14 protein-coding genes are annotated in these 13,884 nt (G+C 72.7%); 4 read left to right on the top strand and 10 right to left on the bottom strand.

The features are described 5' to 3' along the window. The first annotated feature begins 70 nt into the window (after positions 1-70). Positions 71-820 carry a GNAT family N-acetyltransferase gene (locus MFF54_RS11540; protein ID WP_238302950.1) on the top strand — a complete coding sequence of 250 codons (750 nt, stop codon included), beginning with the start codon at positions 71-73 and terminating at the stop codon, positions 818-820. A 10-nt stretch (positions 821-830) separates the two neighbouring features. On the opposite strand, the gene MFF54_RS11535 is transcribed toward MFF54_RS11540, so the two are convergent. Together MFF54_RS11535 and xseA are read right to left on the bottom strand one after the other, a co-directional pair. Beyond that, positions 831-1,019 carry a hypothetical protein gene (locus MFF54_RS11535; protein ID WP_238302948.1) on the bottom strand — a complete coding sequence of 63 codons (189 nt, stop codon included), beginning with the start codon at positions 1,017-1,019 and terminating at the stop codon, positions 831-833. Between the two features lie 44 nt (positions 1,020-1,063). Further along, positions 1,064-2,779 carry an exodeoxyribonuclease VII large subunit gene (gene xseA, locus MFF54_RS11530; protein WP_238302946.1) on the bottom strand — a complete coding sequence of 572 codons (1,716 nt, stop codon included), beginning with the start codon at positions 2,777-2,779 and terminating at the stop codon, positions 1,064-1,066. A 160-nt stretch (positions 2,780-2,939) separates the two neighbouring features. Here xseA and MFF54_RS11525 point away from each other — a divergent pair, with 160 nt between their 5' ends. Continuing rightward, positions 2,940-3,350, top strand: coding sequence for a hypothetical protein (locus MFF54_RS11525; RefSeq protein WP_238302944.1), 411 nt, complete (start codon positions 2,940-2,942; stop codon positions 3,348-3,350). Positions 3,351-3,354: 4 nt separating this feature from the next. On the opposite strand, the gene MFF54_RS11520 is transcribed toward MFF54_RS11525, so the two are convergent. Beyond that, the gene (locus MFF54_RS11520; protein ID WP_238302942.1) at positions 3,355-3,804 is read right to left on the bottom strand and encodes an Rrf2 family transcriptional regulator; all 450 of its coding nucleotides are present in this window, start codon (positions 3,802-3,804) and stop codon (positions 3,355-3,357) included. A 107-nt stretch (positions 3,805-3,911) separates the two neighbouring features. On the opposite strand from MFF54_RS11520, the gene hmpA reads away from it, so the two are divergent. After that, entirely contained in the window at positions 3,912-5,141 is a 1,230-nt protein-coding gene (hmpA, locus tag MFF54_RS11515; protein WP_238302940.1) for an NO-inducible flavohemoprotein, read from the top strand. A 159-nt stretch (positions 5,142-5,300) separates the two neighbouring features. On the opposite strand, the gene MFF54_RS11510 is transcribed toward hmpA, so the two are convergent. The 7 genes from MFF54_RS11510 to MFF54_RS11480 all read right to left on the bottom strand — a co-directional run bounded on the left by MFF54_RS11510 (position 5,301) and on the right by MFF54_RS11480 (position 12,427). Continuing rightward, a complete protein-coding gene (locus MFF54_RS11510) occupies positions 5,301-6,194 on the bottom strand; it encodes an alpha/beta fold hydrolase (protein WP_238302939.1) in 894 nt (297 codons plus the stop codon). After that, complete coding sequence (locus MFF54_RS11505; RefSeq protein ID WP_238302937.1) at positions 6,195-7,223, bottom strand: SDR family oxidoreductase; 1,029 nt, start codon at positions 7,221-7,223, stop codon at positions 6,195-6,197. Next, positions 7,220-7,729, bottom strand: a complete 510-nt coding sequence (locus MFF54_RS11500; protein WP_238302935.1) for a ferritin-like domain-containing protein — start codon at positions 7,727-7,729, stop codon at positions 7,220-7,222. The genes MFF54_RS11505 and MFF54_RS11500 overlap by 4 nt, the downstream gene beginning before the upstream one ends. A 111-nt stretch (positions 7,730-7,840) precedes the next feature. Next, positions 7,841-8,764 carry an L-histidine N(alpha)-methyltransferase gene (locus MFF54_RS11495; protein WP_238302934.1) on the bottom strand — a complete coding sequence of 308 codons (924 nt, stop codon included), beginning with the start codon at positions 8,762-8,764 and terminating at the stop codon, positions 7,841-7,843. 3 nt (positions 8,765-8,767) lie between these two features. Beyond that, positions 8,768-9,712, bottom strand: coding sequence for a methyltransferase (locus tag MFF54_RS11490; protein WP_238302932.1), 945 nt, complete (start codon positions 9,710-9,712; stop codon positions 8,768-8,770). Beyond that, positions 9,709-10,503, bottom strand: coding sequence for a guanitoxin biosynthesis heme-dependent pre-guanitoxin N-hydroxylase GntA (gene gntA, locus MFF54_RS11485; RefSeq protein WP_238303015.1), 795 nt, complete (start codon positions 10,501-10,503; stop codon positions 9,709-9,711). Before gntA ends, MFF54_RS11490 begins: the two co-directional genes overlap by 4 nt. Before the next feature lie 391 nt (positions 10,504-10,894). Beyond that, positions 10,895-12,427 (bottom strand): HAMP domain-containing methyl-accepting chemotaxis protein, encoded by a 1,533-nt coding sequence (locus MFF54_RS11480; RefSeq protein WP_417568569.1) that lies wholly within the window; start codon positions 12,425-12,427, stop codon positions 10,895-10,897. 887 nt (positions 12,428-13,314) lie between these two features. Between MFF54_RS11480 and MFF54_RS11475 the strand changes: the two genes are divergently transcribed. Then, on the top strand, positions 13,315-13,752 hold the full coding sequence (locus tag MFF54_RS11475; RefSeq protein WP_238302929.1) for a hypothetical protein: 438 nt from the start codon (positions 13,315-13,317) through the stop codon (positions 13,750-13,752). Positions 13,753-13,884 lie beyond the last annotated feature (132 nt).

Below are 13,884 nucleotides of genomic sequence, written 5' to 3'. Positions count from 1 at the left end.
CCCGCCCGGCTGCGGATTTGGGCAACGAGGCGTGCACGCCGGGCAGGAACCACGGGATGGGGAAGGCGCGATGGACGGGACGGATCTGGCTTGGCGGGCCGAGGAGGCCTGCCGCAACGCCTGGCCGGCGCCGCGCGAGGCGCATCTCGACGGCTGGCTGCTGCGCGCGGCCGGCGGTCCCACGCGGCGGACGAATTCGGTGAACCCGTTGCGCGGCCCCCGCGCGGCCCCGGAGGCGGCGATCACGACCTGCGAGGCGGTCTTCCGCGGCCTCGGACAGCCGGCCCTGTTCCGGGTCGTCTCGCTCGCGCCGGAGTTCGACCCGGTGCTGGACCGCCGGGGCTACACGGCGGAGGGCGCCTCCCTGACGCTCGTGGCCGACCTCGCCGGGTGCGGCCAAGCCCAGGTCCCGGTGTCCCTCGCCGACGCGCCGGACGCGGACTGGCTCGCCTTCCGCGCGACGATCAACGGGGCCGATTCGGAGGCGGAGCGCGCCTACCGGGCGATGCACGCGGCGATCCTGCTGCCGCGGGCCTGCGCGGCCCTGCGGGTGGACGGAGCGATCGCCGCGCAGGCCTACGGGGTGCTCGACGGGTCCCTCGTGGTGATGGAGTCGGTGGCGACCGCGCAGGCGCATCGCGGGCGGGGGCTCGCCCGGGCCGTCGTGGCGGCGCTGATGCGCTGGGGCCGCGGGCGGGGCGCGAGCGCCGCCTGCCTTCAGGTGGTGGCCGACAACGCGCCGGCCCGGGCGCTCTACGCCGGGCTCGGCTTCGACCGGGAGGTGTCGCGCTACCATTACCGGCGGGCGCCGGGGCGCTGAGGCCAGCGGCCTACACGCGCGTGTCGATGATCCGGCCCTGGCCGGGCGGGACGGGCGGCGCGGCGGGCTGGATCGCGCCGGCGACCAGCTCGGCCACCGCGCGCTCCGCCGCGATCTGCTGGCGCGCCACCGCCACCCCCATCTGCTGGGAGAAGGACGCGGCGAGCGTCTGGACAGCCTGTGCGGCGAGACTCGTCATGCCGCCAGCCTGACAGGCGCCGGTGAATCCGCCGTTGACGGCGCTCACGCCTCGAACAGCGAGGCCTGCTGCGCCTCCGGCTCGGCCGGCTTGCGGGCGGCCCGGCGCGGGGCGCGGCGGGGGGGCTTGTCGGGCACCGACAGGGACGTGGGCAGGGAAGAGGACGGGGCAGGGGGCTCGGCCTCCGCGCCCTCGGGCCGCGCCCGCACGCTGCCGTCGGCGAATTGCAGGCTGAGGCCGGGCGCGCGGGCGGCGTCCCCGGCGCGGCGCACCGGCGTGCCGTCCGCGTCGCGCACCAGCACGTAGCCGCGCTCCAGCACCGCCCGGTAGCTCAGCGAGCCGAGAAGCCCACCCAGCGCCCCCAGCCGGTCGCGGCGGCGCTCGACCGTGCGGGCGCCGGCCTGATGCAGGCGCGCCAGCACCGCCGCGAGCCGGTCCGCCCGCCGCGCCTCAAGCGCCTTCGCCCGCTCGATCGTGGCCTCGCGCGCCACGACGAGGCGGCGGCCGAGCTGGCCGAGATGCTCGCCCTTGCGCAGCAGGTCGTTGCGCACGGCCGTCCGGGGCCGGTGGTCGATGCGGGCCAGCCGGGCCCGGGCATTGGCCAGCGCCACGTCGGGAGAGCGGCGCGCCAGCCGGTCGAGCAGCGCCTGCAGGCGCTGGCGGTGGCCGCGCGCGCCGGCCGCCAGCGCCGGGGCGAGCCGGGCCTCGGCGAGGTCGAGGCGCTGGCGCTTGCCCGCCAGGAAGGCGTCGGCGGGGGGAATCGCCCGCGCCGCCGCCCGCAGGTCCGCGCGGTCGCGGTCGAGCCGGCGCAGCACCGCGCCGTGGTTGCGCCCGCCGAGATCGTGCACGGTGGCGACGAGCTCGGCGCGGACCGGCACCGCCATCTCGGCGGCGCCCGTGGGCGTCGGCGCGCGGCGGTCGGAGACATAGTCGATCAGCGTGGTGTCGGTCTCGTGGCCCACCGCCGAGATCAGCGGGATCCGGCTTTCGTGGGCGGCCCGGACCACGCATTCCTCGTTGAAGGACCAGAGATCCTCGATCGAGCCGCCGCCGCGGGCGACGATCAGCACGTCGGGCCGCGGGATGCGCCCGCCGGGCTCCAGCGCGTTGAAGCCCCGGATCGCGGCCGCGACTTCTTCCGCCGCGCCCTCGCCCTGCACCCGCACCGGCCAGACCAGGACGGGGCGGGGAAAGCGGTCCTCCAGCCGGTGCAGGATGTCGCGGATCACCGCGCCGGTCGGCGAGGTGACGACGCCGACGACGCGGGGCAGGTAGGGGATCGGTTTCTTGTGCGCGGGGTCGAACAGGCCCTCGGCCGCCAGCACCCGCTTGCGCTCCTCCAAGAGCGCCATCCAGGCACCGAGGCCCGCGGGCTCCAGGCTCTCGACGACGATCTGGTACGAGGACTTGCCGGCAAAGGTGGTGATGCGCCCGGTGGCGACGACCTCCAGCCCCTCCTGCGGCCGCTGGCGCAGGCGCCCGAACACGCCCTTCCAGACCACCGCGTCGATGCGGGCCTGCCCGTCCTTCAGGGAGAAGTAGGCGTGGCCCGAGCCGTGCTGGCCGCGATAACCCGAGATCTCGCCGCGCAGGCGCACGTGGCCGAAGGCGTCCTCCAGGGTGCGCTTGAGCGCCGCCGCGAGGTCGCCGACCGACCATTCGGGCTGGTTGGCGGCGAGCACCCGGGCGGAGGGCACGTCGGTCGCCGGGCTGTCCGGCGGGCGCGGGGCGGCGCGCGGGGGCGGGGGCACGAGGGGCATGGGGCCGGAGGCTAGTCCCTGGCGGCGAACGGGTCGAGCCCGGGCCGGGGACGGGCCACCGCTTTCCGGGCGGGGCGGGGCGCCGGGGCCACGCTGCCGCTCCGCGCCTTGCCGATGGCGGCGCGCTCGCCGAGGATCGCGGGACACGGGGAGGATCACGATGAAGCGCGCCGCTCTCGCCGCCACGCGGCTCGCCTTGGCGCTCGCCATGGGTGCGGGCCTCGGCCCGCCCGCGACCGCCCGCGCCCAGACCGTCGCGGACGGCTCCGGGGCCGGGATCGGGCCCGCGGACACCCGCGCGGTGCTGGATCTGGTCGGCCGGAACCTGAACAGCCCGGAAGCGCGGGTGACGGAGCTGCGCCGGGCCGCGGGCGGGGTCATCTGCGGCTCGGTGGACGTCCGGAACCGGCAGGGGCTCTACAGCGGGCCGCGCGGCTTCGTGGTCGATCTCGCCCGCGCCGAATTCGGCCGGGTGCCGGACGGGCCGGAGCTCCTGAGCCCGGCCCGGGGCGAGGACCGGGAGGCCATGGAGCGGGTGCGCCAGCTCTACTTCCGGCTCTGCCTGGACTAGCGCCTCACACCGGCTCCGGCGGCGCCAGCCCCAGCAGCAGCGCCACCGCGGCTCCGTCGCCGTCCCCAATGAGGTCGGCGAGCGTGTAGCCGTCGAGCACGGCGAGGAAGGCCGACAGCGCCTCGCCGAGCGCCCGCCGCAGCCGGCAGGACGGCGTGATCGCGCAGGCGCCGCCTGAGAAGCACTCCACCAGCGCCAGATCCTCCTCGGTCCGCCGCACCACCGCGCCGACCACGATCTCGGCCGGGTCCAGCGCCAGCCGCAGTCCCCCGCCCCGGCCCCGGATGGTGCGGACCAGCCCGAGCCGGCCGAGCTGATGCACCACCTTGGTCAGGTGGTTCTCCGAAATGCCGTAGGCGCGCGCGATCTCGCCGATCGAGCTCTGCCGCGGCTCGTTCAGCCCGAGATAGATCAGGGTGCGCAGGGCGTAGTCGGTGTAGCGGGTCAGGCGCATGCGGGGATCCGGGCACCGAAAAGATACATCTTTGATACACCTTTGTCTTGCGGGGTCCCGGCGCGGGCACTAAAAGATGCATCTTTGATGCACCTTATGAGGCGACCATGCCCGAACCGCTCCAACCCGCCACCGTCGCGCTGATCAAGGCCACCGTGCCGGCGCTGGAGGCCCACGGCCTCGCCATCACCCGCCGCATGTACGAGCGCCTGTTCGAGAATCACGAGATCCGCGACCTGTTCAACCCGTCGCATCACGGGGAGACCGGCTCGCAGCCGAAGGCGCTCGCCCAGGCGGTGCTGGCCTACGCGCGCCACATCGACGACCTCGGCGCGCTCGGCGGCGCGGTCGAGCGCATCGCCCAGAAGCACGTCGCGCTCAACATCCTGCCCGAGCACTACCCCCACGTCGCCGACGCGCTGCTGGCGGCGATCCGCGACGTGCTGGGCGCGGCCGCGACGCCCGAGATCTGCGCCGCCTGGGGCGAGGCCTACTGGTTCCTGGCCGAGATCCTGATCGGGCGCGAGGCGGCGCTCTACCGGGCGCATGCGGCGACGCCGGGCGGCTGGACCGGCTGGCGCACCTTCCGGGTGGAGTCGGTGCGCGACGAGAGCGAGGCCGTGCGCTCGTTCTGGCTGGTGCCGGCGGATGGCGGGCCGGTGATGCCGCACCGGCCGGGGCAGTATCTGGGCTTTCGCGTCGCCTTGTCCGGCGGGCCGACCCTGAAGCGGAACTACTCGATCTCCTGCGCGCCGAACGCGCGCGCCTACCGGATCAGCGTGAAGCGCGAGAGCCGGCCCGGCCTGCCCGAGGGGCTCGTCTCGAACTGGCTGCACGCCCATGCGGAGCCCGGCACGGTGCTGGAGGTGGCGGCGCCCGCGGGCGCGTTCATGCTGGACGGGGAGGGCCCGGTGGTGCTGGCCAGCGGCGGCGTCGGGCTGACCCCGCTGCTCAGCATGGCCGGGACGCTGGCCGCCGAGAGCCCGGCGCGACCGGTCCTCTGGGCGCACGGCACCCAGGACCGCCGGGCCCACGCCTTCGCGGCGGAGTTGCGGGCGCTGGCCGAGCGGGCGCCGGGCCTCACGCTCGCGACCTTCTACGAGGATCTGGCGGCCGACGCGCCGCTCGGGCCGGACGAGCACCGGGGGCGGATCACGGCCGGCTGGCTCGTGCAGGCCGCACCCGCGGGGGCGACCTTCTACCTGTGCGGGCCGAAGCCGTTCCTGGCCGCCCTGACGCACGGGCTCACCGCCCGCGGCGTGCCGGTGGAGCGGATCCGCTACGAGTTCTTCGGCCCGGCCGACGAACTGGCGGTGCCGGAGCTGGAAGCGGCGTGAAGTCCCGGTTTCGAAAGGCCTGAGGCCTTTCGCGGGTGCAGGGCAGAGCCCTGCATTTGGCCCTTCCGTCCCGGCTCTGCCGGGTCGGAAGGGCCAACCCGGGGCTGCGCGCCCCGGGACCCCGCCAAAGGGTGTCACACCCTTTGGAAACCCGGGACCTTACGCGGCAACCGCCAGCGCGGCCTCGACCACCGCGTCCTGCCGGGCATGGTGCAGCATGTGGCCCTCGCCCCGCAGCCAGTGCAGGCGCGCGCCCGGGATCAGCAGGGCGGCGCCGCGCCCGTGCAGGGTCTGGTTGGTGACGATGTCGCCGCTGCCGGCGAGGATGTGCACCGGCGACCGGCAGGCGGGATAGAGCGCCGCGCTTCGGGCGAGGTCGGTCCAGAGCAGGTTGGCGTTCGCGCCGTCCGCGACGAGCCGGTCCGGCCGCCCGGCGAGAGCGAACGGAAAGCGCCGCGCGAAGGCCTCCGGCATCGTGCGGGGCAGGAACATCGCCCGCCACAGGAGCGGCAGCAGCAGCGCGTCCGTCGGGGCGAGCCCCCGCGAGAGCGGCGGCCCGACGAAGGGCACGGCGCGGGGGCCGAACAGCACCTGCTCCAGCCGGGGCTCCGGAAAGGCGATCGGCGAGATCGCCACGACGCCGCGGATCCGCTCCGGCGCCGCGAGCCCGCAGGCGATCGCCACCGCCGCGCCGAAGGAGTGGCCGGCCACGACCGGACGCTCCAGCCCGAGCGCGTCGGCGAGCGCCAGGACGAGGTCGGCCTGCCGCCAGAGCGAGGCGTCCGCGAGCCGCCCGTGCCCGCTCTCGCCGTGGCCGGGCCGGTCGATCGCGACGACACGGAAATGGCGGGCGAGTGCCGCCATCGGCCCGAGCCACATGTCGTCGAGCGTCACCAGGGCGCCGTGGACCAGGATGAGGGGCGGCCCGGACCCGGCCTCCGCCCAGGCGATGCGCGGGAAGCCCGGCAGGTCGATGAAGCGCCGCGGGGCGGGCCCCGCGAAGGTCCCGTCGAACGCGTGGGGCGCCGGGTCCGGCGCGGGATCGGCCGCCATTCAGCGGCGCCGGGGGCGGGGCCCGAGCAGCGTCGCGGCCCCGAGCGCGAGCCCGGCGGCTGCGAGGCCGGTGAGCGCCAGCGGGTGCAGGCTCGCCCGGGTGTAGGCGCTGGAGTTCAGGACGAGGGCGCCCTGGCCGCCGCGCACCGCGCCGGCCTGCACGGGGGCGTGCAGGGCTCCCTCCGGGTGCTCGGGCGGCCTCGACCGCTTCTGGAAGGCGGTGATCGCCGGGGCGAGGTAGTCGAAGGCGCCGGGCGCAAACTCCTTGGTGGCCACCATCAGCTTGGCGGCGCCGCCGATATAGATGTCCCGCTGCGGATGCACCGCCGCGTGCAGGATGGCGCGGGCCACCACCTCCGGCGCGTAGACCGGCGGCGGCAGGGTCGGCTCGCGCTCCATGTAGTTGCGGGCGCGCTGGGGCAGGGGGGTGTCGACGGAGGCCGGCTTCACCAGGGTGACGGCGACCGGCAGGCCCTCCTGCAGCAGTTCCATGCGGAGCGCGTCGGTGAAGCCCTTCACCGCGTGCTTGCTCGCCACGTACATGCCCTGGAACGGGAAGGGCAGGTCGGAGGCCACGCTCCCGAGATTGATCAGCCCGCCCCCGCCGCGGGTGCGGAAATGCTCCACCGCCACCAGCGAGCCCAGCACCGTGCCCCAGAGATTGGTCCGGAGCAGGCGCTCGTGGTCGGCGTCGCTGACCTTGGCCAGCGGACCGTAGATGGTGAGCCCCGCGACGTTGACCCAGGTGTCGAAGCCGCCGAAGGCCTCGACGGCGCGGGCCGCCACCCGCTCCACGTCCTCCCGCTTCCCGACATCGGCCGGGACGTCGATGGCCTGCCCCCCGGCGGCCTCGATCCCGGCACGGATCTCGGCGAGCGCGTCGGCGCTGCGGGCGGCGAGCACCACCCGCGCGCCCCGCGCCGCCGCCATCCGGGCGGTGGCGAGCCCGATGCCGCTCGACGCGCCCGTGACGACGACGACCTGTCGCGCCAGCGGCGGGCGGCGCCCCCCCGCTCCGAGCACGCTCACCGATCGGCCTTCTCGCCCGCGGTGGTCAGCTCGATGTAGCGCAGCGTCGTCGGCTTGATCAGTTCGTTGACCCGCTGAGCCATCGCCTGCTCCTCGCGCAGCGACTGCTGGAAGCCGGTATTGTGCGCCCCCTGGCCGGCGGCGTCCGCGATGGTGAGCAGCGAGGTGTAGGCCGCGATCTCGAAATTCTCGAAGGCGTGGTTGGCGTAGGTGTTCTTCAGGATCTCGTCCTGGGCCGGGGTATGCCCCAGCGCCATCATGTTGCCGACGAAGCCGAGGATGCCCTCCTTGATGGTCGAGGGGCTCTCGGAGAGGCTCGACAGTGCCTCCTCCAGCCGCTGGCGCTGGCCGTGGGTCTCCTCGACGTGGCGGCGCAGCGCGTCGGCCATCTCGGGGTAGCGCTCCAGCCGCTCGATCTGCCGCTCCATGATCTGAAGCGCCTGCATCTCCAGGGCGTGGGTGTTCTTGAGCGCCGTGATGTAGATCGCGCGGGTGTCGAGAGCCATCGCTCGTGTCTCCTCGGGGTGGCGTGCCGGGTGCCGGCACGAAGGGATCGTCCGGAAGTCAGCGCTCCGCGGTGCGGCCAAGTTTCCGCGCCGACACACGGAGAGGTTGCGTCACACTGTCCGCAGCAGGTGCAGGCTGAACAGCCCGTCCGGGTCGAGCCAGACGCGCTCCGGCAGCCAGCCGGCCCGCTCGGCGAGCGCCCGGAAGGCGTCGGGGGGGTATTTGTGCGAGGTGTCGGTGCGGACGCTCTCGCCGTCGGCGAACGTGAACGTGTCTGCGTCGAGCCGGATCGCCTGCGCCCCGCGGGCGACGAGATGCGCCTCGACCCGGAACGGCTCGGGCTCGATCCGAACCGCGTGGGCGAAGCCGTCCGGGTGGAGTTCGACGTCGAGCTCGCGCCGCATCCGCACCAGGATGTTGCGGTGGAATTCCGCCATCAGCGGGCCGCCGTAGCTCCGCCGCAGGCGGTCCTCGTCCTGGGTCGGATCGACGCCGACGAGCAGGCGGGAGGGGCCGAGCGTGTCCCGGATGCGGGCGAGGAGGCCCTGGGCCGCCTCGGGAGGGAAGTTGCCGATGCTGGTGCCCGGGAAGAAGCCGAGGACCGGGCCGTCGTCGAGCCGGACAGGCAGCCGCACCGGGCCGCCGTAATCGGCGCAGACCGCCGTCATGGCGACCGCCGGATAGTCCGGTGCCAGCCGGGCGACGGAAGACTCGAGGTAGTCGCGGGAGATGTCGAGGGCGAGGTAGCGGGCAGGGCGGTCGAGGGCGTCGAGCAGGGTACGGACCTTGCGGCTCGCGCCGCTGCCGTACTCGACCACGCTGGCACCGGGACCGACGAGCCCTGCCACCGCTTCGGCCACCGCCGGCAGCAAGGCGGTCTCGCGGCCGGTCGGGTGGTAGTCGGGGCTGTCGCAGATCCGGTCGAACAGGACCGAGCCGGCCTCGTCCCACAGGAAGGTGCCGGGCAGGGTGCGGGGCCGGGCCGCGAGCCCCGCGCGCACCGCCTCGGCGAAGGCCTCGTGCGCCCCCGCCATCCCTCAGGCCTCCCGGGTCGCGACGAGGACGGCGAGCGCGATCCGGTCTGCCCGCGCGTAGATCGGGTCCGCCAGCTCCTCGCCGTAGGCGTCCGGGTCGTATTCCCGGTACTGGGCGGAGAGGCCGGCGCGGGCGCAGGCGGTGAGCGCCGCCTCGCGGAACGGGTCCTCGCCCTCGACGATGACCGAGCCGGTGAACAGCACCAGGGCGCCGCGCGGGTTCAGGCGCTCGGCCGCGGCCTCGACCACGGCGAGCGACAGGCCCTCGCCGAACTCGCCGCCGCCGTGCCGGTAGGTGCGCCCCTGCGCGTCGAGCATGAAGGGCGGGTTCGAGACCACGAGGTCGAAGGCGCCGTCCGTGCCAGCGAGCAGGTCGCTCGTCACCGGCACCGTGCCGGTGACGCCGGCGAGCCGAGCGTTCAGCGTCGCCGCGCGCAGCGCGTTCGGGTTGATGTCGACGAGGAGCACCTCGGCACCGGGCGCGCGCTTGGCGACCGCGATACCCGCCGCACCGCTGCCGCAGCCGATATCGACCGCCCGGCGCACCGGCGCCTCGCGGCCGGCAAGGTACTGGGTCACGCAGGCGACGAAGCGCATCGTGTCGGGCCCGAAGAACACGGCGTCCTGCGCGGTCGGCGGGTAGGCCGCGTGCACGAAGAGCTCCCCGTCGAGGCTCGAGAGGCGGATCGTGGCGCGCCAGAGCGCGCCCGCCGACACCAGGATCCCGGCCTCGCGCATCAGCCCGAAGATGTCCGGCGGCAGGAGGTCCTCGGCGAAGGGCCGGCTCCAGCCGAGTACGTCGCGCAGCGAGCGGGCGGGCGCGTCGCCCATGCGCCGGGCGACGTGGGCGTGGGTCGCGGGCGTCACCGTGGTGAAGGCGTAGTTCCGGGCGCGCAGGGCGTCCACCAGGGCCGCGAGGGCGTCGTCTGAGGTCCAGAGCGTGCTCACGGCGCCTCTCCCTCCGTCTTGCCGCCCGTGTTCCCGGCCCCGGCGAAGCGGCGCGCGTCGAAGGCGCCGGCGCGCAGATCGTGGGCCACCGCCGCCCAGTCTGCGCCGGGCTCGGGGGCGCCGCGCCGGAACGGGCAGGCCCAGTCGGCCGGGACCGCGCGGCCGCTGTACTGCACCGCCTCGGAGCGCTCGCCGTGGCGGGCGAGCATCGGGTTGACGGAGCCCGCCCAGTCGGCGTCGCGGGCCAGGATCGTCTCGCGCAGGCGCTCGTAGCGGCCTTCCGTACGCAGGCGCTCGAACTGGTCGTGCAGGTTGAAGACCAAGACCGGCGCCTCGAAGCGGCGCGCCAGCCGACTCGCGCGCGGGTGAAGGCCCACGATGAAGAAAGCCTCGCCCGCCAGACTCAGGGAGAAGTGTGGGTCGTCCGGATCATCGGCGACGCGGGGGTCGGCAGCGTGGCCGATGCGGCAATCCTGGTCGGCGAGCGCCTGGGCCCGGGCCCAGAGCGCGCCCTCGAACGCCTCCTCCGAGAGGTCGTGCGGGCCTTCGAACACCACGGCGAAGCTCTGGAACAGATCGGGTTGTGCCTTGTAGCGGCCCACGAAGGCGAGGAGCGCCGCGTAGAGGCGCCCGTCATCCTGGCCGCCCGTGATGTCGCGCCCGACCGCGATGCGCAGGCGCCCGCGGGTGAGGGCGGATTTGGCCCCGACGCAGGGGAAGGGCGGGTTGCGGATGAACGCGCGGAAGCGTTCGGCCAGGGGATGGGCCGCACCGTCCCCGGGAAGGGTCAGCGGTGCCTGCGGGAGGCCGGTCGGCTGAGGAACCTGTCGCGGGTGGGCTACCTGTTGCATGGGCACCTGTCGCTGTCGCACGGGCGTGTTCGCGCCAGGCGGCTGCGGCAACGTCCTGCAGTTACGGCTCCGTCCGGATTGGACACGAGGAAGTCGAACGGCCGCGCTTGCGCCGTCGATCTGGGCGGAGAACCGGAGCGGTGCTCAATGGTTCCGCAGTTTGCGTCCGGAACGATGCGACATATGCTTGTCGCGCTGACAGCAATACGCTGATGGGCTTGACCTATGTTGGCCTACCCTAATCCAAGTTAAGACATCGGCGGTGGATAACTGTTCGCCCATCCACCGATGGGGACGCCGCCGCTCGCGAGCGGCGGCGCGGAGGCGGGCCTCAGGCGGCGCGCACGGTTGCGAGGAAGCGGCCGACCTCGGCCGAGAGGTGCTCGGACTGGCGCGACAGCTCGGACGCCGCGCCGAGCACCTGGGAGGCGGCCGCACCCGTCTCCTCGACCGCGCCCGCCACGCCCGCGATGTTGCGCGTCACCTCGCCCGTGCCGGCCGAGGCCTGCGAGACGTTGCGCACGATCTCCTGCGTCGCCGCGCCCTGCTCCTCCACCGCCGCCGCGATCGAGGCCGCCACGCCCGCGATCTCCCGGATCCGCGTGCCGATCCCGCCGATCGCGCCGACCGCCTGATCCGTCGAGCCCTGGATCCGGCCGATCTGCGTCGTGATCTCCTCCGTCGCCCGCGCCGTCTGGGCGGCCAGCTCCTTCACCTCGGCCGCCACCACCGCAAAGCCCCGCCCCGCCTCGCCGGCGCGCGCCGCCTCGATCGTGGCGTTGAGCGCCAGCAGGTTCGTCTGACCGGCGATCTGCGAGATCAGCGCCACCACGTCGCCGATGCGGCTGGCCGCCTGCGCCAGATCCTGCACCAGGCCCGCCGTGGCGTTGGCCTCCGCCACCGCCGCCTGCGCCAGATCGGCCGAGCCCGAGACCTGCCGGCCGATCTCCTGGACCGACGAGCCGAGCTCCTCGGCCGCGGCCGCCACCGTGTTGACGTTGGCCGCCGCCTGGGCGGCGGCGGCCGCCACGCTGGTGGACTGGCCCGCCGTCTGGCCGGCGGTGGCGCTCATGCTCTGGGCGGTGGCCTGCAGCTCGCTGGCTGCCGAGGAGACCATGCCGACGATGCCGCCGACCGCCTGCTCGAAGCCGTCGGCCATCTGCCGCATGCCGGCCTTGCGCTGCTCCTCCGCCGAGGCCCGCGCCAGCGCCGTCTCCGCCTCGAGCTGGCGGGTGCGCACGAGGTTCTCGCGGAACACCTGCACGGCGCCGGACATCGCGCCGATCTCGTCCCGTCGCCCGCCATAGGGGATCTCCGCCTCCGTATCCCCGCCGGCGAGCCGGCGCATCGCGCTGGTCATGCGCGCGATCGGCTGCGACACGCCGAGGAAGCAGAAGACCATCGCGCCGAGCGCGATCAGGACGGCAACGCCGAGCATCAGCAGCGTCGTGCGGATGGCCGAGGCCTGCTCGGCGCGGACCTCCGCGTCGGCGGTCTTGGCGGCGGCGAGATTGACGTCGACGAGGGCGCGCGCCGCGCCGGAGACCGCGAGATAGCTGGCGTTCATCGGGCCCCGGAAGAAGGCCATGGCCTCCGCGTGGCGCTCGGCCGGGAAGGCACGCAGCCGGTCCCAGTCCGGCTTCATCAGGGCGAGCTTGGTCTGGAGGTCGCTGTAGATCTTCTGCTCCGCCGCCGAGCTGACGCGCGCCCGGTAGGCCTCGATCTGGGCATCCCGATCGGTCGCGAACTCGGTGACCTTGGCCAAGCTCTCGGCCCGTCCGGTCTCGTTCTCGGCCGTGACGTAGCGGAACTGCCAGAGCCGCGTGCGGATGATGGTGGCGTTGATGCCGTGCGCGGCGTTCACCGGTGTAACGCGAACCAAACCATAGGCCCACGGACGCATAGCGTCGCTCAATCCGAACCATAGGCTGCCTGGATCCCGATTTGCAGGCTTGCCGGGCTATGCCCTTACCCACGCGCAACCGGACATAACCGTGCGGGACGGACGGGAGCGAACTTGCCGAAGGCTCATGCCCGACGGCGTCGCAGCGGTCGTCTCGCGCGCGGAGGAATGTTGGGGCGCAGATCGGACTGATGTACGTCTGGGCGAGGTCGAGGTCACGGGCTCGGTCGTCACTGTGCATCGCCACGGTTGGGATTTGGCAAGCGCTCTTGAGTTCGATCCGAACCGGCAGCGATGCCGATCTGAGAGGCCGTCGCGCCCTCAACCACTCCCGACGAGCAGGCCGTTCGCTCGCAGCAGGATCTCGGCAGACTCGCAGCGGCGATCGTGCCGTTATGCGAGAAGATCGGCACTCTTCGATCTGGTCAGGATACCAGTCCGGCTAGAGACGAACTGTTGGCCGTTGCGCCTCCTGTAGGGAGCTCTGAACCAGCTTGTCAGCGCATCTGGAACCGCACGAGGGCGACCTCCTTTCGACTTGCAATCCCCCAGTTCTTACAATCTCTGAAATCCCTACAAATTTAGACATTTTCGGCATCCTCGTGAAAACGATACGGGGGTAAGCTGCAAAAACCGAACGCGCTCAAATCGAAACTGGGCAATGAAGACGTTCTGAAACAATCCCATGAGAACGATCGCAACAGAAAAAGGTCAAACTGATAGAGTCACGGTCATGCGATCCTGCCTGAGCTCGGCTCGCACAAAGCACACCGCTCAATCCCTGAGAGCTTTCAACGAAGCTCTTTATGTCACTTCGCATGAAGACCTGTTTTCGCTGGAGCTGCCCAATGACGGATGTTGAAAAGTCCTGCGTGTATATGGTCCATGGCCATCTTCCTGATGGGCAAATCGAAATGGGCTGGATCTCGGCCCATAAGTGTCACTCTGAACTCGGAGAGCCTTCTCCAAGCACACGGCAAGGGGTCGAACTTGTCGTCGAGGAACCGAAGCACACGTATACGCGGATAGACATCCTCAGCATAAAGCACTGGCATACGCTGGAAGTCACTTACGACATCAGCCCCGTTTTGAGGTATCTCGGCTTGTGGGACGACAAGGCCGCTGCCGCGTACTCGCACTACGGACGAGGTCACGAGAATATCGACGGACAAGCTGTAACGACTTCCGTTTACGGGGTAACGCTGCGCGAGCGCTATCGTGTTTATCTGTTTCGACGAAAGCGTGACTACGAAGCCTGCGCCAGACAGCTTGCAAAGGCAGCTTGATGCAGCCTGAAGGGCTGCCGAAGAAAGAGATCAACTCGCGTTGCACAGTCGCAACCAGACGGCGGTCTCATCAAGCTCGCACCCTGACCCGCCAGCCTGCAAAATCGATATCGGCGGCGCATCAGTCGAGAT

Origin of the sequence: Methylobacterium gregans (assembly GCF_022179245.1) — a bacterium.
In the GTDB taxonomy this organism is placed as follows: Bacteria; Pseudomonadota; Alphaproteobacteria; order Rhizobiales; family Beijerinckiaceae; genus Methylobacterium; species Methylobacterium gregans.
Note: the sequence above shows the minus strand (reverse complement) of the source record. Positions and strands in the feature narration are given on the sequence as shown.

What these genes read in the sequence shown, in the direction of transcription:
- MFF54_RS11540 (WP_238302950.1), top strand. Translation starts at nt 71, where the DNA reads ATGGACGGGACGGATCTGGCTTGGCGGGCCGAGGAGGCCTGCCGCAAC.
- MFF54_RS11535 (WP_238302948.1), bottom strand. Translation starts at nt 1,019, where the DNA reads ATGACGAGTCTCGCCGCACAGGCTGTCCAGACGCTCGCCGCGTCCTTC.
- xseA (WP_238302946.1), bottom strand. Translation starts at nt 2,779, where the DNA reads ATGCCCCTCGTGCCCCCGCCCCCGCGCGCCGCCCCGCGCCCGCCGGAC.
- MFF54_RS11525 (WP_238302944.1), top strand. Translation starts at nt 2,940, where the DNA reads ATGAAGCGCGCCGCTCTCGCCGCCACGCGGCTCGCCTTGGCGCTCGCC.
- MFF54_RS11520 (WP_238302942.1), bottom strand. Translation starts at nt 3,804, where the DNA reads ATGCGCCTGACCCGCTACACCGACTACGCCCTGCGCACCCTGATCTAT.
- hmpA (WP_238302940.1), top strand. Translation starts at nt 3,912, where the DNA reads ATGCCCGAACCGCTCCAACCCGCCACCGTCGCGCTGATCAAGGCCACC.
- MFF54_RS11510 (WP_238302939.1), bottom strand. Translation starts at nt 6,194, where the DNA reads ATGGCGGCCGATCCCGCGCCGGACCCGGCGCCCCACGCGTTCGACGGG.
- MFF54_RS11500 (WP_238302935.1), bottom strand. Translation starts at nt 7,729, where the DNA reads ATGGCTCTCGACACCCGCGCGATCTACATCACGGCGCTCAAGAACACC.
- MFF54_RS11495 (WP_238302934.1), bottom strand. Translation starts at nt 8,764, where the DNA reads ATGGCGGGGGCGCACGAGGCCTTCGCCGAGGCGGTGCGCGCGGGGCTC.
- MFF54_RS11475 (WP_238302929.1), top strand. Translation starts at nt 13,315, where the DNA reads ATGACGGATGTTGAAAAGTCCTGCGTGTATATGGTCCATGGCCATCTT.